The 18,473-nt window shown below is 61.4% G+C and carries 13 protein-coding genes; 7 read left to right on the forward strand and 6 right to left on the reverse strand.

Translation table 11 applies throughout. The features are described 5' to 3' along the window. Positions 1–72: 72 nt before the first annotated feature. Both H351_RS05095 and H351_RS05100 read right to left on the reverse strand, forming a co-directional pair. Positions 73–1,800, reverse strand: coding sequence for an FAD-dependent oxidoreductase (locus tag H351_RS05095; RefSeq protein ID WP_029256557.1), 1,728 nt, complete (start codon positions 1,798–1,800; stop codon positions 73–75). A gap of 33 nt (positions 1,801–1,833) precedes the next feature. After that, positions 1,834–2,841, reverse strand: a complete 1,008-nt coding sequence (locus tag H351_RS05100; protein ID WP_003943163.1) for an AurF N-oxygenase family protein — start codon at positions 2,839–2,841, stop codon at positions 1,834–1,836. Between the two features lie 232 nt (positions 2,842–3,073). Between H351_RS05100 and H351_RS05105 the strand changes: the two genes are divergently transcribed. After that, positions 3,074–3,961, forward strand: coding sequence for an SDR family oxidoreductase (locus tag H351_RS05105; protein WP_081051137.1), 888 nt, complete (start codon positions 3,074–3,076; stop codon positions 3,959–3,961). Between the two features lie 81 nt (positions 3,962–4,042). Here H351_RS05105 and H351_RS05110 read toward each other — a convergent pair whose 3' ends face one another. Next, positions 4,043–5,281: an HNH endonuclease signature motif containing protein gene (locus H351_RS05110; protein ID WP_029256555.1), complete on the reverse strand. Its 1,239-nt coding sequence runs from the start codon at positions 5,279–5,281 to the stop codon at positions 4,043–4,045. Between the two features lie 1,102 nt (positions 5,282–6,383). Between H351_RS05110 and H351_RS05115 the strand changes: the two genes are divergently transcribed. Next, the gene (locus H351_RS05115; protein WP_029256554.1) at positions 6,384–7,007 is read left to right on the forward strand and encodes a hypothetical protein; all 624 of its coding nucleotides are present in this window, start codon (positions 6,384–6,386) and stop codon (positions 7,005–7,007) included. A 628-nt stretch (positions 7,008–7,635) separates the two neighbouring features. Here the strand turns inward: H351_RS05115 and lanKC are convergent. Beyond that, the gene (gene lanKC / locus H351_RS05125; RefSeq protein ID WP_029256553.1) at positions 7,636–10,218 is read right to left on the reverse strand and encodes a class III lanthionine synthetase LanKC; all 2,583 of its coding nucleotides are present in this window, start codon (positions 10,216–10,218) and stop codon (positions 7,636–7,638) included. Between the two features lie 366 nt (positions 10,219–10,584). Between lanKC and H351_RS05130 the strand changes: the two genes are divergently transcribed. Genes H351_RS05130 through H351_RS05140 form a run of 3 tightly spaced genes read left to right on the forward strand, consistent with a single transcriptional unit; the run spans position 10,585 to position 13,207 of the window. After that, the gene (locus tag H351_RS05130) at positions 10,585–11,778 is read left to right on the forward strand and encodes a thiolase family protein (RefSeq protein WP_029256552.1); all 1,194 of its coding nucleotides are present in this window, start codon (positions 10,585–10,587) and stop codon (positions 11,776–11,778) included. A gap of 28 nt (positions 11,779–11,806) precedes the next feature. After that, complete coding sequence (locus H351_RS05135; RefSeq protein ID WP_003942978.1) at positions 11,807–12,568, forward strand: 3-hydroxyacyl-CoA dehydrogenase; 762 nt, start codon at positions 11,807–11,809, stop codon at positions 12,566–12,568. A gap of 12 nt (positions 12,569–12,580) precedes the next feature. Further along, complete coding sequence (locus H351_RS05140; RefSeq protein ID WP_029256551.1) at positions 12,581–13,207, forward strand: TetR/AcrR family transcriptional regulator; 627 nt, start codon at positions 12,581–12,583, stop codon at positions 13,205–13,207. An 87-nt stretch (positions 13,208–13,294) separates the two neighbouring features. On the opposite strand, the gene H351_RS05145 is transcribed toward H351_RS05140, so the two are convergent. Beyond that, the gene (locus H351_RS05145) at positions 13,295–14,917 is read right to left on the reverse strand and encodes a long-chain fatty acid--CoA ligase (protein WP_019745828.1); all 1,623 of its coding nucleotides are present in this window, start codon (positions 14,915–14,917) and stop codon (positions 13,295–13,297) included. Positions 14,918–15,018: 101 nt separating this feature from the next. Then, positions 15,019–16,704 (reverse strand): dihydroxyacetone kinase family protein, encoded by a 1,686-nt coding sequence (locus tag H351_RS05150; RefSeq protein ID WP_021345909.1) that lies wholly within the window; start codon positions 16,702–16,704, stop codon positions 15,019–15,021. Positions 16,705–16,758: 54 nt separating this feature from the next. On the opposite strand from H351_RS05150, the gene H351_RS05155 reads away from it, so the two are divergent. Together H351_RS05155 and H351_RS05160 are read left to right on the forward strand one after the other, a co-directional pair. Beyond that, positions 16,759–17,622 (forward strand): patatin-like phospholipase family protein, encoded by an 864-nt coding sequence (locus H351_RS05155; protein WP_021345908.1) that lies wholly within the window; start codon positions 16,759–16,761, stop codon positions 17,620–17,622. Then, positions 17,619–18,473 (forward strand): LLM class flavin-dependent oxidoreductase, encoded by an 855-nt coding sequence (locus tag H351_RS05160; protein ID WP_020971177.1) that lies wholly within the window; start codon positions 17,619–17,621, stop codon positions 18,471–18,473. The genes H351_RS05155 and H351_RS05160 overlap by 4 nt, the downstream gene beginning before the upstream one ends.

The raw sequence follows: 18,473 nt of genomic DNA on the forward strand, positions 1-18,473 counted from the left end.
GACGGCCCCGCCGGGCAGACGAGTCTGCAGGCGGGGCCGTGTGCGTGAAAGTAGCTGTTTACCTGTAGCGGATCAGCGAGCGCGAACGGGTCGACCGAATCGACGCGCCGGTTTCACCCGGGCCGCAGCGTCGAGGATGGAGGTGATCTCGACCTGATCCAGAACCTTTTCGCGGACACGGTCGTGCGCAGCGCCGCGTTCCAGTTCCGCCTTGTCGATGGCGTGCCAGCCCTCGCGGTCGACTACGTCGGACTGTCGCGCCCGAACCAGACGATCGACTGCGGAGTCGTCGGCGACCGGGTTGGTCAGGCGTCCGTCGTTGAAGTCGTCGACGAGCATCCTGATCGTTTCCTGCGCGCAGGACTTGTTGGTGCCGATGAACCCACTCGGTCCGCGCTTGATCCAACCGGTCGCGTAGACGCCGGTTGCGGGATCGCCGTTCGGAGCTTCGAGGACGCGGCCGTTCTCATTCGGAATGACCGAAGCACGCTCGTCGAACGGGACGCCGGTGATGGGCACTCCGCGGTAGCCGATCGAGGTGAGGACCAAGCCGGTATCGATGGTCTCGGTATCGCCCGTCGCCTCGATCTGCACGGTTCCGTTGGCGTCGACCAGGGCGTTGCGAGCGAACTCGATTCCACTGACCTGATCGTCGCCGGTGATCGACGTCGGCGTGAGCAGGTAGCGCAACGTGATGCGCTTGTTGCCGACGTCGACGTGATCGCGGTTCTTCAGGGCTTCGAGTAGACGCAACTTCTGCTCGACGGCATGCGGAAGCTCGCCGCGTTTTGCCAGTTCTTCGGTGGCCGAGTCGAGAACCATGTCGTCGGGTCCGACAGAGAGTTCGATGTCCGGCAGTGCCATCAGGCCGGTGAACTCGGGGACTGTGAACGCGGACTGCGCGATTCCGCGTCGACCCACGATGACAACTTCTTCGACGCGACTCTTCCGCAGAGCGGCGAGTGCGTGAGCGGAGATGTCAGTGCCCGCCAACTTCTCGGGATCGGCCGTGAGAATGCGAGCGACGTCGAGCGCGACGTTTCCGTTTCCGATGATGACCGCGCGGCGATGCGAGAGATCGAAGACGTCGTCGGCGTGATCGGGGTGGCCGTTGTACCAGGCCACGAAGTCGGTGGCCGATGCCGTGCCAGGCAGATCAGCACCCGGAATGCCGAGACCACGGTCGGACGAAGCGCCGACTGCGTAGAGCACCGCATGGTGATTTTCGAGCAGTTCGCTGTGCGAGATGTGCTTGCCGATCTCGACGTTGAGGTAGAACTCGAAACCCTTTTGTGCGGCGATCTTGTCGAACAAGCGAGTGACCTGCTTGGTCTTCTGATGGTCCGGAGCAACGCCGGCGCGAACCAGGCCGTAAGGCACAGGAAGGCGATCGAAGACGTTGACCTGCACGTCAGGCTGGGTCAGCAACTCGTCCGCGGCGTACATCGCCGACGGTCCGGAACCGACGATCGCAACGCGCAACGGCGGTCGGCCCTTGTCGACGTGGGCTGCCGGGATGACCTTGGCGAGAAGCGGCCTGGGCCGCTCTTCCTTGTAGAAGTCCGCATTGATGGACAGGAAGACTCGCTGCGGGTCGGTCAGCTTCGACTCGGGGACGATGGCGTCGACCGGGCAGGCCGAGACACATGCGCCGCAGTCGACGCAGGCCTGCGGATCGATGTGCAGCATCTCGGCGGTGAGGAAGTCCGGCTCGTCCGGCGTCGGATGGATGCAGTTGACCGGGCAGGCGTAGACGCACGAGGCGTCGCTGCAACAGGACTGCGTGACTACGTGTGGCATGGCGCTATGAGTCCGATCTCGACTGTCCGGGAGCTACGCGGCGGCGTTGTGCGAGCTGCGGTGAGGTTCGCTACGGAAACGTGATGCGCGGCCGTCCATCTTGCAGGCCTTCCAGACCAGGCGCGAGGCACGGTTCATCAGGCCGGTGTCGGTGGCCAGCATGCGGACGTCACCGAAGTAGTTGCGCAGGGTCTGGCGCGACTCGGGCAGATCCCAGAACAGGTCCTTCTTCACGGACTTCGGGATGTCGAACTGCTTCCAGAAGGACTTCGGCGGGATGACGATGGCGTCACAGAGAATGCGCATGACGATCGGGAACAGCAGCGAGAGGACGAACCGGTTCGGGCGTGACATCAGCGGGATGCGACGGCTCAGAAGCTTGTGCGCGAACGAGATGTGACGCGCTTCCTCGGCTACGTGGATGGCCATGACCGACTGCATGATCGGGTGGATCTGGCCGCCGGCGCGCAGGATGCTCTTCTGAATGTGGTCGATCGGCTCTTCACCGGCGAGGACACCGACGAAGAACAGTTCGGGGAACGGACCCGCAGCGAGGGGGATGAAGGGTGCAAGCATCTTCATCGGACGGCTCATGCCGGGAGCGTCGGCACCGATGCGGTTGACCATCTCCTGGAACATCATCGTGTGGTTGCACTCTTCGACCGACTCGTGCGTGCAGTAGCGCGCCTCGGCCGAATCGTTGGGCAGCGAGAAGACGTACTGCATCATGCCGCGGATCAGAATGTTCTCGAACTGGAGACCGACCTTCGCGACATTGGCCTGGCGCCACATGCCGATTTCGATCTGCCTGGCCTCGGACTGCGACTGGTACCAGGGGTGAGCACCCAGCGGGTCTGTCTCGGCCGGGAGGATCCAGCGGCGATCGTTCGGGACGACGGCAAACTCGGGGGAGTCCCAGTCGATGTCGAGGTACGGGTCGAAGTGCTTGTGCACCGAGCCCTCGGACAGGAGTCGAAGCGTCTCGTTGTACGAGTCGTCGGATGCTTCTCCGCGCTTGTCGAGCGGCGATGTGAGCGTCATGGCGTCTCCTCTTCGTTTCGGTCACCGCTGGTATTTCTCGCGGTGTTCGGTGGAATCGAGGGCCGGTTGTGTGATCGCTGGCACTCGGTCTGGGTTTAATGTAACCCGAGGTATCAGGAAAAGCTAGTGGCAGATACTCCTGGATCTCGACGAATTCTTGACACGGTCGAAACGGCGCCATAACTTACTTTTGAGTAATTTCCGCGGTGCGCTCGAAGTTGGCTGTTCAGGGATGGGTTCGCACCGAAACGCACGCGAAGATCGAACCGAGGCCGATGTGATCAGAACGCTGCTCAGCAATATTGCCTTGAGTCCGCCGACGCGTCTGCGCTCTCTTGTTCCGTCACGCGGTGTCACGCTCTCCGACAAGACGATCGTTCTGACAGGAGCTTCCTCGGGGATCGGCGAGGCCACTGCTCATCTCTTGGCTCGTCGGGGAGCCGAGATGATCCTGGTCGCGCGCGGTGAGGAAAACCTCGAACACGTACGGGACGAGATCCACCGCAGGGGAGGGTGGGCGCACATCATGCCTGCGGACCTCTCCCGCGGTGAAGCCGTCGACGAACTCGCGGAGACGATCGCGGATCGATTCGGGTCGGTCGACATCCTCGTCAACAATGCGGGTCGCTCGATCCGGCGTACCGCGTTGGATTCGGTCGACCGATTCCACGACTACGAGCGCACCATGGCACTCAACTACTTCGGACCTACACGACTGACGTTGCGTCTGCTGCCCGCGATGCTCGAGGCGAAGTCCGGACACATCATCAACGTCGGAACCTGGGGAGTCACTGCCGGCGTGATGCCGAGGTTCAGTGCCTACCACGCGTCGAAGTCTGCTCTCAGTGCCTTCGGCCGAAGCCTCGGCGCGGAATGTCACGGCACCGGTGTCGATGTCACCACAGTGCAATTCCCACTCATACGAACACCGATGATCGCGCCGACGGCGGATTACGTGAGCCAGCCGGCGCTGACGGCCGATCAAGCTGCATCGTGGATCTTGCGGGCGATCAATACGCGTCCCGTCGAGCTGTATCCGCGGTACGCGGGGCTGTTACGAGCGATTGACGTTGTATCCCCTTCTGCCACTGACGCTCTCGTGCGAAGGGCCGGGATCTGAGGGGTTGGGATCTGACCAGAAACGTGCACCAGCACCGGGGCATGGTTCGTCCCCGGTGCTGATGTATTCGATTGTCGCGATTCACGCCGCTGTGGGTGGGCTGTTCCCGCCGATCGGCTGTTGATACGGATCAACCGACATCGGCGGATAGAACACCGTCTTTCGATCCGGGCCGATCTCCACCCGCCACTCCGTGTGATGCATCGTCCGATGATGATGACCGCACAACAAGATCAGGTTGTCGAGATCTGTTGGGCCACCATCGTTCCAGTGAACGATATGATGGGCATCGCACCACCCCGACGGAGTCCCGCACCCCGGAAACGCACACCCACCATCACGAACTGCCAACGCCCGCCTCTGCGGCACCGTTGCCGTTCTCGCTTCCTTGCCGCAGTCGAGCGGAACATCATTCTCATCCAACAAGATTCGGGTGACGGTGCAGTCGCAGGCGAGCATCCGTGCAGTGTCGATGCTGATCGGGCCCACCCAATCCGTCCACGCGAATCCCAGCTCCTCGGTGGACGGCAACAGGTCTTTCAACGCCTGCAGGTCCGTCATGTCTTTCGCGGACGCGGTGACCGTGATGTGTGGTTTCACGCCGCCTTCGATCGGACCCAACCCCGCCCGCTCGTACCGGCGCAACAATTCGCAAAACCCGTCCGCCCGTCGTAATGCCGGCGTGCGGGTGTCCTTGACACCGTCCTTCTCCGGCGTCGGAGCGGACAGGCTCGACAGCAGCGTGATCAGACGGGCCCCGTTGACCGCATCCAGATCACCCTTCACAGTTACTCTGCCGTACAGGCCTTTCGAGGCGTAGAACTCGTTACGTTCGGAATCCTCGCCGACCGGGACCCCGTCCTCACGCTTGCCGTACTGCTTCTCGATTCGGCGGATCGCTGCCCGCACCGCATCACAATCCGCGATGTTCTTCGACGCCAACCCCAACAGAATCCTGCGGGCCTTGTCCACATCCGCCAGGGTCATGTTCTTCGGTGGATGCTGACAAAACGACGCCACCTGCCGGGCTTTCAACGCATCCACGTCACCCCGATGAAACGCATCGCCGACCACAGGTTCGAGCATCAGCAACCGCGCCAAACCGACCAGCAGACTGCACTCGCCGATCTCCAGATTCGTCGAACCGTGCAACCACTGCGCGATCGCCCGAAAACCCTTCCCCCCGAGAACCTCACGGGAAAACATTTCCACGATCAGCAACACCATCCGCGACTGCAACTCGTGCCGGACACGCACCAGATCCAGAACCTCACCCTTGAGGCCCTCACCATCCAGTTGCCATGCTTCCCGACTGTCCATGCCGAAAGTTTAATCGAACAAAGTTTCGAACACAAGAGGTTGTTGATCGAAAATTGCTGCTATCAAATCGATTTCGACAATTCGGACATTCGGGTATAGGGGGTCGTCGACGTAGTCCACGTGCGCCGACGAGTGCGAGCGCCACCATCAACCCGGAGCGCAACAGCATCACGTCGGAATTGTCTGAGCCCCAGCACATTGTGTAATCGGCGTCGATCATGTTGCCGCCTGTCCCCGGCAAGCGTATGGGTCCAGTCGAGCACCAGGCCCAGGAGTGTCATCGCCAGCGTGATGGGAACGAAGACCACCAGGACCCGCAAGAAATACCCTCGAACACGGCCGGTGGATTCGCGAAGATCGACGAGTAGTGGAAGCGCCGGACACGACGGACACCGATTTGTTACTCATCGGTCTGGTGTCGAGTGCGCATCTGCAGTCCCGAGTCAGAACCAATCTTCAGCGCTTCCGGCGGCCGAACAATACGCCGACAGCCGAGATCATGATCAGCGCCACAAGAACGACGACGATGTACGACCTGTCCGCGGCCGGTGCCACCGTTTCGCTTTCTTTGGTCACTGCATCAGTGAATGTACAGCTTATGCCTGGAGGGAACCATCCCCAGAAGTCTGTAATTCCTGCCGCTACCCTCTCCGCCCGGTCGGGAAGGAGATTATTGAATCGTGATGGGATTCCATAGTGATCAATGCACCAGCTGGGCTGATGTTGGAGGCGCAGAGAAAATGCGTCCAACAAATAGACCAAGGTTAGTGCGATCAGCGATATTGCTAAAGACGCTTGGCTTGCTCGTAATAATCGAATCTTCACGACTCGCCCGCAACAGTCACGTCATCATGAGGTGACGATGGTATTGGTTGCTGCGATCCACCGAATCCAGCCGTGCTCAAAATTGACCTGTCGACTTTGGGAGTCGCCGAACTCTCCTGACATCGGTAGTCCAAATCGACCATTCTCGCAGCCCTGCCTCCCATACTCAGCAAAGATAGCACCGTGGACACTTTCTCCGTGCCGAGAAACAATCGATCGTGAGATCGGGGAAGTGGTTACTGCTAGTCCGCGACAAACAGCTCGCTATTCTCATCGAATGGATCAGGCAGTGTCGAACTCGCAGGCAACGAGAAGGTCCGGTGCTCTTCGTTGGGTTGCTTTGGTAAACGCACTTATCGCAGTGTCAGCGTCGGCGATGTATGTCGCAGCGAAATGCCATCTCACCTGGCCCGAACCTGCGGATAGTGCACTCTCGATCGCCGGTGCGGTCGTTCTCTGGGTCCTCACGGCGAGTGTTGCAATCGTGCTGCTCGGAGTGTGCTGGTGGCAGCGACGCCGATGGTTGTGGTCCGATGTCGCTGTTCCGGTTCTCGTGGTGATCGCACTCGGGATCGCGGCCGCGGGGCAGCCACATTTCGATCAGTATCGGGCAGACTTCGAAACCGTTGCACAGCAACTACTTCAAGAACCTGACGATCCCTATTCCGATGGGTATCATCGTGATCTACGAATCGGCAGATTCGATATCTCCTATGCCAACGTCAGCAGTGAAGGCCACGTCTATTTCTATGACGCACGAGATGGATTGGACATCTTGGACAATCCAGGCTGGGTGTACGCACCCGATGGCGTGTCCGACAAGACCTTCAATCAGCTCCAGTTGGAAGACATCGGGGGCGGATGGTACCGATTCCCTCATCTTGTCGTTGACAGCTATTGAAACTCAAACCACCCGACCAGCATTCCGGAGGCGAAGGGAAGTAGGAGTACGAAAAGCGTCGTGAAGGTCAAGGCGGTGTCGGTGCGGCAACTGCCACCTCCGTCGTACCAGCGTGAGCAGATGTCCCCGAAGTCCCAACTCTCGCCGAACGCTGAACGAACCAACCTGAAAACGCGGCTGTCAGGATCAGGAGGAATATCACCGCCGCTGGCCGCCCGATCTGCCCTCGGCATTGCCGCCAGGTCGCGCACATCATCGGCAAATACAGCTCGGTGAAGTGCGGATGCGTCTCATGATGAAACAATACTGTTCGTCTGGTGATCCGCACGGATTCCGAAAGCCGATACCCCGGACCTTCTCCGAGGTATCGGCCTGAGGTCAGAGGCAGAAGAAACTGAGCGAACTGATTGCCGCGTTCTGCTCGAGCTGGCCTGCGTCTCCGACGTTGCCGGCGGCGACTGACAGATCTTGAAGGGAGAGAATAGCGTCCATTGTCATTTCCTTTGTTGATCGGCGTTCTTGCCGATGGATTGATCGATCGAGTTTGCTTGCGGTGTTGATTCAATTCCAGGTTTTTCGCCTGGTACTTCTGTGCTCCAATCTGCCGTGGGTGATAACTTCCGAACAATTAGGCGATGTGGCAGTTCGACGCGCACATCAGTGGAAACGACTGTCGGGCAGTTGCCGATCCGGTATGTCGGAGCGACGCCAGTATTCCTGCAGATCCGGTTGCCCAGTCTGTCGAGAGTCTCAGGTTCTGTTCACCTGGAAAGTGCAGTCCTCCTGCGTGATTGAGGCTGTGTAAGCCCAGAAGCTGCAACTGCTGGGCAAGCGTCTGCTCACAATCGGCGCCGGCATATGGACTCTTGGAGAGTTCGCCGAGGAAGAGAATCAGCCCGGCTCGCCCGTTTAGTAGTCCGGCTTGGGCAGTGAATTCGACGGCGGCAGCGCGGGATATGGCAAGTAGCGCAGACGCGTAGCGCGGCTCGTCGACATGTCGAACAAGTTGAAGAAGTACCAGGCCCACGCCGACGGATCCCGATCCGAGGTACGGCATTGTCCGGCGCTCCTCTCTCAGCTGCATCGAACCGTCAGGGCACATCTGCATCACGGACAGGTCGATGTCGACAAGCTGTCGCGCGTGTTCCAGCGATCGAGGATCACCGGTCCGTTCGTAGTGGCGAGTCCAGAACAGCGCTTGCCCGCTCGGCCCTCTCATCAAGCCTCCGTGACCCGTTGTCGCCCAAGATGTTCCGTCGGTGAAGCGGACGTGTGCGCGAGCAGCCGGAAGGCGATCCCGCAGAGTTTCGGTGACGAGAGCGAGAGTTGACGATGCCGCCGGACATGACTCCGATTCCTCGAGTAGAAGGCACCCGATTCCGGAAAGGCCGCCGAAGAGGCTGGAGTCGAGATCGTCGAGTGGGACTCCACGCAAAGTCTCGACCCATCTGTCGGCAGTCGAGTGTCGTCCTAGCTGCCGAAAGGTATGCACCGCACCTGCGAGCCCGTCGAAGAAACCGAACCGTGGTTGCGTATCCGAATCAACTTGATGTTCAGTCCATTCCAGAACTGTCTCCAAGGTGTCGGTGGGAAGATCATCGGCGAGTAGGTTTCCGCACGAGCCGTGAGCAATGCCGTAACCGTTCACTTCGAACTGGGCGATGTCACCGGGAAAGAGTCGATCAGCGCGGGAGAGATCAAGTGTGGTGAGGATGCCGCAGCGCAATCGAGCGTCCATACGTTGCAAGGTTTCCCTCGACGACGTGTCCCAACGATGCGGGTGATCCGCCGGTTCCGGCGGCTGTGCGTCGAGCATCGAATAGAGCGAGGCACAGAAGGCACGAGGAAGATCGAATCGAGACACCGCGTAGCCGATGAGTTCGGGAATCTTGTTGCGGTCGAGGGGGAGCAATGTAGTAAGTGGGACAAAGAGTCCCAGCTCGATGCATCCCAAGGAGTATCGATCTGCCTCGATTCCTGTCAACTGTTGCGGTGCGGTGTACCCGGGAGCCCCGGTGGACCGGGGCGGTTGCTCGTCGATGCTGTGGGCCATCTCGAAATCGATGATCCGAATACCCGACGGTGAGCACATCACGTTGCCGGGGTGAAGATCGGCATGAACGATTCCGGCGTTGTGGAAGCTCTCGACTGCGGTAGTCAGCTGTTGTGCAATACCGAGCGCCCAGGTTCTGTATTCCGTTCGGGAGCTGAGTGTCTGATCCGCGCGTATCAGCGGATAGCGGAGCGCAATCTCCTGATTCAGGGGAGCGCCGGGAGCGCGCTCGGTGACAAGAAAGTGGTGTCCTTCGCGCTCGAACAAGTTGAGCGCGGAAGGTGAGTACGGGTTGTCGGCAAGGTGAGTCAGCGTGTCGTACTCGTTGCGGATGCGGTCGATTGCGTACCGGCCGTTGGCGTCCGGGGCGGTGAAGGGCCGACCCTCTTTGATGACCAGGTCGATGCCGGCGTCGTCCAGCGCGGAGTAGATCCCCCCGCTGTTGCTGAAGTGCAGGGCTTCAGTGATCGAATAGGGGAAGGCGTCGCGTGATTTCAGCTTGTCTTGCTGCGCGCGAACGAAGTCCGGGATTTGTACCCAGTCTGGAGTTCTGAAGGAAGTGCCGCGCAGATCGGGTTCGAGCGATCCGTCAGGGCGCCGTATTGCCGGGACGCGATCGCCGAATGAATCGTTGGTGTGTATGGGCAGGTACGCGCCGTACCGTAAGTACAGTGGTCCCCGGTTCCATCGCACATCGCTGAGGATGTATGGCCCGTCGGCAGCCGTGACAAGCTCGTCCAGTTCGGTGATGACACGTTGTGTGGCAACGCTATCCGCCGGATAGATCGTGATGAATTTTCCGCTGGATGTTCGATTGGCCTGCTTGCTGTTGGAGAACATGAGGTCTGCTGCCGTCCGAAGAAATTTGAAAGGCACCAGATTGTGGCCGCAATACGCGGAGACGGTATCGAGCAGCTCCTGCGCGTTGGCTTGGGTAGCGGAGCAGTGAATCTTCCATCCCTGTTCTGGCAGCACGCTGTCAGGCGGTTGGAAGTAGTTCCACGGTCCGCTTTGGGGACCGCGTCGCCAGAGTGACCAGTCCACCGACTTTGCAGGCTTAAAGTGCTGGTCAGTCGGTGCGTCAGGTCGAGTGGCCGTTCTGATTCGGTCGTAGAAATGCGAGTCGGCACGTGTGAATGCAACGTATCGCAGGTCCACGCTCTACCTCCGGGTCGGTCCCCCTGCGGTTTGTCATCGATTGGTGCCACGCCCCGAATCCCCTGTGGCTTGGATTGCTTGTGGCGGAAGGTTATCCGATTCCGGACATTTCGGGCGAAGATTGAAAACCTATCATTCGAAAGTACTAATGAAGGGCGTGGGTCAGGGGTTCCTGATCGCCCAACTTTTCATCTGCCCACATCGGCCTCGAGTTCGGTAGCCCTCTCTTGACGGACGGTCCGACTCGGTGGTAATTGTTTAGCGAGCGCTAAGTCAGGGTGCTCTCACGATCTCGGTTCGGCATCCGGTGCCACGAACTCGGGTGCCGGACCGCCCCAGCAATGCACGTCCTCGAAGGGAACGAAGATGACCAAGGCAGTGATCGTCGATGTAGTCCGGATCGCGTCTGGCAAGGGAAAGCCGGGCGGAGCACTGTCCGGGACGCACCCTGTCGAACTGATGGCGCACGTTCTACGTTCCATCGTCGATCGAAACGGCCTCGACCCCGCCCTGGTGGACGATGTGATCGGCGGTTGCGTCGGCCAGGCCGGTGAGCAGGCGCTCAACATCACCCGCAGCGCGGTCCTGTCGGCAGGGTTCCCCGAGTCGGTACCCGCCACCACGATCGATCGCCAGTGCGGATCAAGTCAGCAAGCTGCGCACTTTGCGGCTCAAGGCGTGATCGCCGGGGCCTACGACATCGTGATCGCGGCAGGCGTCGAATCCATGAGTCGTGTCCCGATGGGTACCGCGACGATGGGGAAGGATGCTTCCGGTCCGGGCATCGCGGCTCGCTACCCCGAAGGCCTGGTCAATCAGGGCATCTCCGCGGAGTTGATCACCGCGAAGTGGAAGCTTGACCGCGAGGCTCTCGACGCATTCGCTGCGCAGTCCCACCAGCGGGCAGCAGAGGCTGCGGCGCAGGGGCTCTTCGACAAGGAGATTCTGCCGATCTCGGTGACCAACGCCGCCGGTGAGACCGTCTCGCATACCGTCGACGAGACGGTTCGCGCGTCTACTACCGCCGAGGGACTCGCCGGCTTGAAGCCGTCGTTCTACTCGGAGAAGTACGCGCAGCGCTTCCCCGAAGCGCAGTGGTCGATCACTCCCGGTAACTCGTCGCCGCTCACCGCTGGCGCGTCCGCAGCACTGATCATGAGCGAAGAAATGGCGTCGAAGCTGGGGCTGACCCCGCGAGCTCGTTTCCATTCCTTCTCCGTTGCGGGCGACGACCCGATCTTCATGCTCACCGCACCCATCCCAGCCACCCACAAGGTGCTCGCTCGCGCGGGTTTGAGCATCGACGACATCGACACCTACGAGGTCAACGAAGCCTTCGCTCCCGTTCCACTCGCCTGGGCTCACGAGTTCGGCGCCGATCCGGCAAAGCTCAACCCGTGGGGCGGCGCGATTGCACTCGGCCATGCCCTGGGGTCCTCGGGTACTCGACTGTTGACCACGATGGTCAACCACCTCGAGGCCACCGGCGGACGCTACGGATTGCAGACCATGTGCGAGGGCGTCGGCATGGCCAACGCCACCATCATCGAACGCATCTGAAACACATAACCTTTCGAAAGGAACTCTCATGATCGTCAACGACAGCGTCGCCGTCGTCACCGGTGGAGCATCCGGCCTCGGCCTGGCTACGACCAAAGCCCTTCTTGCCGACGGTGCCAGCGTCGTCATCATCGACCTTCCGTCGTCCAACGGTGAAGCCATCGCCAAGGAACTTGGCGACCGGGTCCGCTTCGCGGCTGCAGACGTCACCGACGAGGCTGCGGTCACCGCGGCACTCGACGTGGCCGAGTCCCTAGGACCCCTGCGCGTGGCAGTCAACTGCGCCGGAATCGGCAACGCAGTCAAGACGGTCAGCAAGAAGGGTGCTTTCCCGCTCGACGCATTCAAGAAGGTCATCGACGTCAACCTGATCGGCACCTTCAACGTTCTTCGTCTTGCTGCGGAACGTATTTCGAAGACCGAACCCATCGACGGTGAACGCGGCGTCATCATCAACACCGCCTCCGTCGCAGCCTATGACGGTCAGATCGGGCAGGCTGCGTACTCCGCGTCGAAGGGTGGCGTCGTCGGTATGACGCTCCCCATCGCCCGTGACCTCGCGTCGCTGCTGATCCGCGTCAACACCATCGCTCCCGGCCTGTTCAAGACCCCGTTGCTGGCCGGACTGCCTGAAGCAGCTCAGGCGTCGCTGGGTCAGCAGGTGCCTCACCCCTCTCGCCTGGGCGATCCCAGCGAGTACGGTGCGCTTGCTGCGCATATCGTCTCCAACCCTATGCTCAACGGTGAGACGATCCGCCTCGACGGTGCAATCCGTATGGCACCGCGGTAATTTCGGCTATTCATGACTGGCGAGGTGGAGCCCGTGAATTCGGTGGCAGTGGACTGGAGGACTTTCCCGCCGCTGGTGATGACCGACATCCTGATGGCTTCGCTCGAGCTGTTCGACGAGAACGGTTACCACGGCACGACGGTGCGGCAGATTGCCAACCGTGTCGGGGTAACCGTTCCCGCGCTCTACTATCACCACGCGAACAAAGAGGCAGTCCTCGTCGCTCTGTTCGAGATCTCGATGAGTGAGCTGAATACCAGAACCGAAGCGGCAGAGGTGGAAGCCGGCGAAGATCCGGTACGACGCTTCGCCTTGGTGGTGGAGGCGATTGTTCTCTACATGACCCACCGGTCGCGGCATGCTGCGTTGGACACCGAGATTCGGCATGTCTCACCGGAAAGCCGAAGTCGATACGCCGCCAGTCGTAAGCGGCTCGAGTTGCTCATGCGCAGGATCGTCGACGACGGTGTGGCATCGGGAGATTTCGCGGTCACCGACACCGAAGAGACCGTCCGGGCCATACTCGGTATGGCGCAGTCACTGCCGCGTTGGTTCCAGACCGGCGGGCCGATGTCGCCGACGCAATTGGCGCAGAAGTACGTCGACATCGCTTTTCACACGGTCGGTTATCGTCCGTAAAGTGCATTGCTCGTTAAACGAAGGTGGGCAACAGAGTGAAAACCTGTTGCCCACCTTCAGTATTCATGCTTCAGCATTCACTCCGTGTCAGAGGCGAGTGACTTCGAGTCCGCCTTCGTGGTAGTCGGCCCTCAGGCGCTTCTTGTCGAACTTGCCGACGCTCGTCTTCGGAACTTCCTGAACCACAGCCCAGTTCTCGGGGAGCTGCCACTTGGCGACCTTGTCCGAAAGATATTGCTGGAGTTCGGACATCGTGGTCTCGGAACCGGCGCGCAGAACAACCGCGACCAACGGGCGCTCGTCCCACTTCTCGTCCGGCACGCCGATGACGGCAGCTTCGGTGACGTCGGGGTGACCCATGACGGCATTCTCGAGGTCGACCGATGAGATCCATTCGCCGCCGGACTTGATGATGTCCTTGGAGCGGTCGGACAGGCTCAGGAAGCCGTCGGCGGTGATGGATCCGACGTCACCGGTCTTGAGCCAGCCGTCGTTGAACTTGTCTTCCGCATCGACGCCGTAGTACGACCCGGTGATCCAGGGGCCGCGCACTTCGAGCTCGCCGACGGAAACGCCGTCGTGTGCAACAACTTTGCCGTCATCGTCGATTAGACGTGCCTCGACGGATGCCGGGAAGCGGCCCTGAGAGTAGCGGTACTTCCACATCGCGTCGCCGGTGACACCGGCCGGCGGGCGGGCAACGGATCCGAGTGGGGAGGTTTCGGTCATGCCCCAGGCGTGCAGGACGGAGACGTTGTGGTCGGCTTCGAATGCGTGCATGAGGGCAGGCGGTACAGCGGAGCCGCCGATCAGAACCTCACGCATCGAGGAGATGTCCTGTGGGTTCTGCTCGAGGTAGAGGTGCAGGCCCTGCCAGATGGTGGGTACGGCCGCGGCGAACGTCGGCTTCTCGCTGGCGATGATCGCAGCCAACGGAGCAGGCTGGAGGAAGCGATCGGGCATGATCAGCGAGGCGCCGATCATGAACGCAGCGTAGGGAAGTCCCCACGACATGGCGTGGAACTGAGGCACCACGGCGAGTGCACGATCGCCCTGCGCGAGGTTGGGGCCGTCGCTCATGCAGACCTGCATGGAGTGCAGGTAGATCGAGCGGTGGGAGTAGACGACGCCCTTGGGGTCGCCCGTGGTGCCGGACGTGTAACACATTGCGGCAGCACTGAGTTCGTCGACCTCGGGCCAGTCGAACTCGGTCGGCTGATCGGCGATCAAGCCCTCGTATGTGTGAACCTGCACGCCCTCGGGAGCTTCGAGTCCCGCAGTGGAGGAACCGGTGACGATGATGTGCTTGACGGTTGTCAGCGACGGAAGCTGCGGAGAGAGAAGCGGAATCAGGGACGGATCGACGATGATCACGCGGTCCTCGGCGTGATTGGCGACGTGGATCAACTGCTCGGGGAACAGGCGAATGTTCAGCGTGTGGAGCACAGCACCCATCGAGGGGATCGTCAGGTACGCCTCGAGGTGCTCGGAGTTGTTCCACATGAACGTGGCGACTCGCTCGTCACCCTCGACACCGAGTCCGCGCAGGGCGTGCGCAAGCTGTGCGCAGCGCTTGCCGACGTCTGCGTATGACACACGGCGCGGGCCGGACTCGGTCCACGTGACAACCTCGGAAGCGCCGTGAACGGAGGCACCGTGGCGGAGAAGTTGAGCAATGGAGAGGGGGGCGTCTTGCATGGTGCTCAGCATGGGCTGCTCCTGTGTGGTGTGTGAGACCGGTGCTTTTGCCCACGGGCCCTCACAAACGATGTGCTGTGGCTGCCAGATTAGTCACAGCTGCGAAGTGCTCGCTAGTGACCCACTGCACTAGCGAAGAACCACGCTATGAGTAGCGCTCCCGGATCGACCACTCCGCGAGCGGCTTCGCCCACATAACTTGCACGTCCGCGGTTCGCGAGCATGGTTTCGGTCGACTCCGCGCCGGCCGCCGCCGCTGCCGCTGCGCTGGCCAGAGCGGCGTCCCGATCGGCTCCCGAGTTCACGGATTGCTCCAACGACTCGACCGCCGGAACTATCGCGTCGACCATCGTCTTGTCGCCGACGCGTGCGCCGCCGAGTGAGGTGATGTTGTCGAGCCCCGCCCGTGCTGCAGTCGCGATCGCACCGAGGTCGAGTTCGGAGTCCGCTGATTCTGCGGCGACGCGGAAGAAATGCCGGAACCAGATGCCGAACAACGCGCCGGACGTACCGCCGGCGTGACCGAGGTACGCCTGGGAGACTGCATCGAATATCGTTGCAGTGGAATAGGTGTCACGGATCGCCGAGATGTCGAGCTGATCCAGTGCGGCCACCATGTTGGTCCCGAAGTCGCCGTCTCCTGCTCGTCGGTCGAGATCGGTCAGGGCAGGTTCCTGCTCCAGTACCTTCGCGGCCCAGTCCGCAATCCAGCCGCCGACGAAGCTGCTTTCGGCAGTGCGTGAGGTGTCGGGTGTGAATGTGGGACCGAATGATTCACGCTTGCCCATGCCGCTGTACTCACGTGCCATAGCATTCGGCCAGGCGGGCGCTTTTGTTGGCGCGTCCCATAATTCGAGGATTTCTTTGTTTGTGCGAACAAGGGTGATGGATGCTCCGGCCATGTTCAATGCAGTGACGAACGTTCCGATCAGCGTCCGCTCGATGTGAATTCCCTGGTCGGCCAGATAATCTCCGAGTTCGGCGAACAGTAGTTGCAGCTCCATTGGGTGGGTGGCTCCCAGCCCGTTGACGACCGCAATGACGTGATCACCTTCGGCGAGACTCAGGGACTCGATGATCGGATCCGTCAGCCGTCGCACCAATTCCGGTGCGGGCAGGGCGTCCACGCGTTCTGTGCCGCGTTCGCCGTGGATTCCGATACCAAGTTCCATCTGCCCGTCCGGTAGGTCGAACGACGGCTCGTCAGCCCCCGGCAAGGTGCATGGGCGAAGAGCGACGGCCATGCTGCGAGCCGAGTGCGCGACGTGTTGTCCGATCCGGGTCACCTCGGCCAGGTCGTCACCGCGGGCGGCCGACGCGCCGCAGACCTTCTCCACCACGATCGTTGCCGCAGTGCCGCGTCGCCCCGGGCCGCTACCGTCTGCGCGTTCGGTCGCGACGTCGTCGTCGACCAAGACGACGTCCGTGTCGATCTTGTCCTCGCGGAGTAGTTCCCGTGCGATACCGAAATTCATCACGTCGCCGGTGTAGTTCTTCACGATGTGCAGGACGCCGCCACCGGCGTCGGCAGCTTTGGATCCTTCATGGATCTGCAGTGCGTTGGGTGAGCTGAAGATCAACCCGGGACAGACGGCCGTGAGCATTCCTTCGCCGATGAATCCGGCGTGCATGGGTTCGTGACCCGAGCCGCCGCCGGAGACGAGCGCGACTCGCCCGCGCGGAAGGGGCTGTGCACGAGTGAGGTATCCGGGATCGGGGTTCCACGCGATGTCGTCGGTGGATGCGATCAACCCGCGGAGTGCGTCGGGAACAAATGTCTTTGCGCTGCGCATGAACATCACTTCAGAGTAGGTCTAACGTCGAGTTCGGGCACGGATCGTGATCGACGAGAGGTGGACGGCGTGAAATTGGGGTTGGTACTTGCCGGTGGCGGTGTTGCGGGGATCGCCTGGGAAACCGGTTTTCTGTTGGGCGTTCAGGACAAATCGCCGGACGCTGCCGCAGCGCTGCTGGCAGCGGACGTATTGATCGGCACTTCTGCAGGTTCCACCGTGACTGCTCAGATTGCGGGCGGCGCGACACTTCAGGAGCTTTTCGACGCACAAACGGCCGCTGCGACCGGTGAGATCGATCCGGAGGTAGATGTCGAGGTCCTCGGTCAGATGTTCGTCGACGCGATCGCGGGCTCCGCGGATCGGTCCGAACAACTTCGTGCGCTCGGCGAGGCAGCGATGGCCGCCGACACCGTCGAACCCGCCGTGCGTCGTGCGGTCATCGAGGCAAGGCTGCCCAATCGGTTGTGGCCCGAGCGGGTGTTGCGCATCCCGGCGATCAACGCACAGACCGGTGAGTTGAGGGTGTTCGGCAGTGCTGACGGCGTAGACCTGATCGACGCAGTTGGAGCGAGTTGCGCCGTACCAGGGGTGTGGCCGGTGGTCACGATCGACGGCGACCGGTACATGGACGGCGGAATGGCAAGTGGCTCGAATGTTCATTTGGCTGCCGACTGCGATGTGGTCGTGGTTCTTTCACCTGCTGCCGATCCCGCCTCGAATCTGCTTGGCGGCAGCCTACGAGAGGAAATCGACGCGATGACGCAGTCACGGGTACTGGCGATCTTCGCCGACGACGCCGTCGTGGAAGCGATCGGAACCAACTCTCTCTCGCCGGCGACAAGACGCCCGGCAGCCGAACTGGGACGCGAACAGGGTCGCCGAACAGCTGACGAGATCGCTGCGTTTCTGGTGACGGCATGAGCGCCGCACGGATTGCCGTCGTCCTGCGCCCGGAGCAATCCCCGGAAGATCTGGTTCGGCATGCGGGGTATGCCGACGAAGTCGGTATCGACGAGGTCTGGCTGTGGGAGGACTGCTTCTTCGGCGGAGGAATAGCCACTGCTGCAACTGTATTGGCCGAAACCACGCGCCTGGGAGTAGCGATCGGTGTGCTGCCGACTCCGATGCGCAACACCGCGATCACGGCGATGGAGATTTCGGCGCTGGCCAGAGTTCATCCGGATCGACTGCGGGTTGGCTTCGGTCACGGCGTTCAGAGTTGGATGCGGCAGATCGGCGCCAAGGTCGAATCGCCGTTGACCCTCCTCCGGGAGCAGTTCGGAGCACTCGAGCGATTACTGCGCGGTGAGTCGGTGACGGTATCCGGTCGATACGTGAATCTCACGGACGTCAAGCTGGCGTGGCCGCCCGAGAAGGTGCCGCAGTTGCTCGTCGGTGCCACGGGGCCAAAGACTTTGGCGCTCAGTGGTGAGTTGGCGCAGGGCACCGTGCTCTCGGGTGGGACGACCCCGGAAGGCGTTCGCCGGGCGATCGCTCATATCGGAGCGCAGGATCTCGAGGTGGTCGTTTACGTCATCTGTGCATTTGGTTCCAGCGGTCGTGAGCGCGCCCTTGCCGAGGCCGCAGCGTCAGGGTGCGAATCGCCGGAGGAAGCGATTGCCGTGGGGACCGCGGCCGACGTTGCGGCCGCAGCAGTGCGATGGGTGGACGCGGGTGCAACCACCGTGGTACTCCAGCCGACCGTTGACGAGCCGGACGTCCGCGAGTTCATTCGCCTTGTCGCGCAGGAGGTTCAACCGCTGATGGTGTAG

It is taken from the genome of Rhodococcus erythropolis R138 (assembly GCF_000696675.2).
Lineage (GTDB): Bacteria > Actinomycetota > Actinomycetes > Mycobacteriales > Mycobacteriaceae > Rhodococcus_F > Rhodococcus_F erythropolis.

What these genes read in the sequence shown, in the direction of transcription:
- H351_RS05110 (WP_029256555.1), bottom strand. Translation starts at nt 5,281, where the DNA reads ATGGACAGTCGGGAAGCATGGCAACTGGATGGTGAGGGCCTCAAGGGT.
- H351_RS05105 (WP_081051137.1), top strand. Translation starts at nt 3,074, where the DNA reads ATGGGTTCGCACCGAAACGCACGCGAAGATCGAACCGAGGCCGATGTG.
- H351_RS05100 (WP_003943163.1), bottom strand. Translation starts at nt 2,841, where the DNA reads ATGACGCTCACATCGCCGCTCGACAAGCGCGGAGAAGCATCCGACGAC.
- H351_RS05160 (WP_020971177.1), top strand. Translation starts at nt 17,619, where the DNA reads ATGAGCGCCGCACGGATTGCCGTCGTCCTGCGCCCGGAGCAATCCCCG.
- H351_RS05135 (WP_003942978.1), top strand. Translation starts at nt 11,807, where the DNA reads ATGATCGTCAACGACAGCGTCGCCGTCGTCACCGGTGGAGCATCCGGC.
- H351_RS05145 (WP_019745828.1), bottom strand. Translation starts at nt 14,917, where the DNA reads ATGCTGAGCACCATGCAAGACGCCCCCCTCTCCATTGCTCAACTTCTC.
- H351_RS05140 (WP_029256551.1), top strand. Translation starts at nt 12,581, where the DNA reads ATGACTGGCGAGGTGGAGCCCGTGAATTCGGTGGCAGTGGACTGGAGG.
- H351_RS05150 (WP_021345909.1), bottom strand. Translation starts at nt 16,704, where the DNA reads ATGTTCATGCGCAGCGCAAAGACATTTGTTCCCGACGCACTCCGCGGG.
- H351_RS05115 (WP_029256554.1), top strand. Translation starts at nt 6,384, where the DNA reads ATGGATCAGGCAGTGTCGAACTCGCAGGCAACGAGAAGGTCCGGTGCT.
- H351_RS05130 (WP_029256552.1), top strand. Translation starts at nt 10,585, where the DNA reads ATGACCAAGGCAGTGATCGTCGATGTAGTCCGGATCGCGTCTGGCAAG.
- H351_RS05095 (WP_029256557.1), bottom strand. Translation starts at nt 1,800, where the DNA reads ATGCCACACGTAGTCACGCAGTCCTGTTGCAGCGACGCCTCGTGCGTC.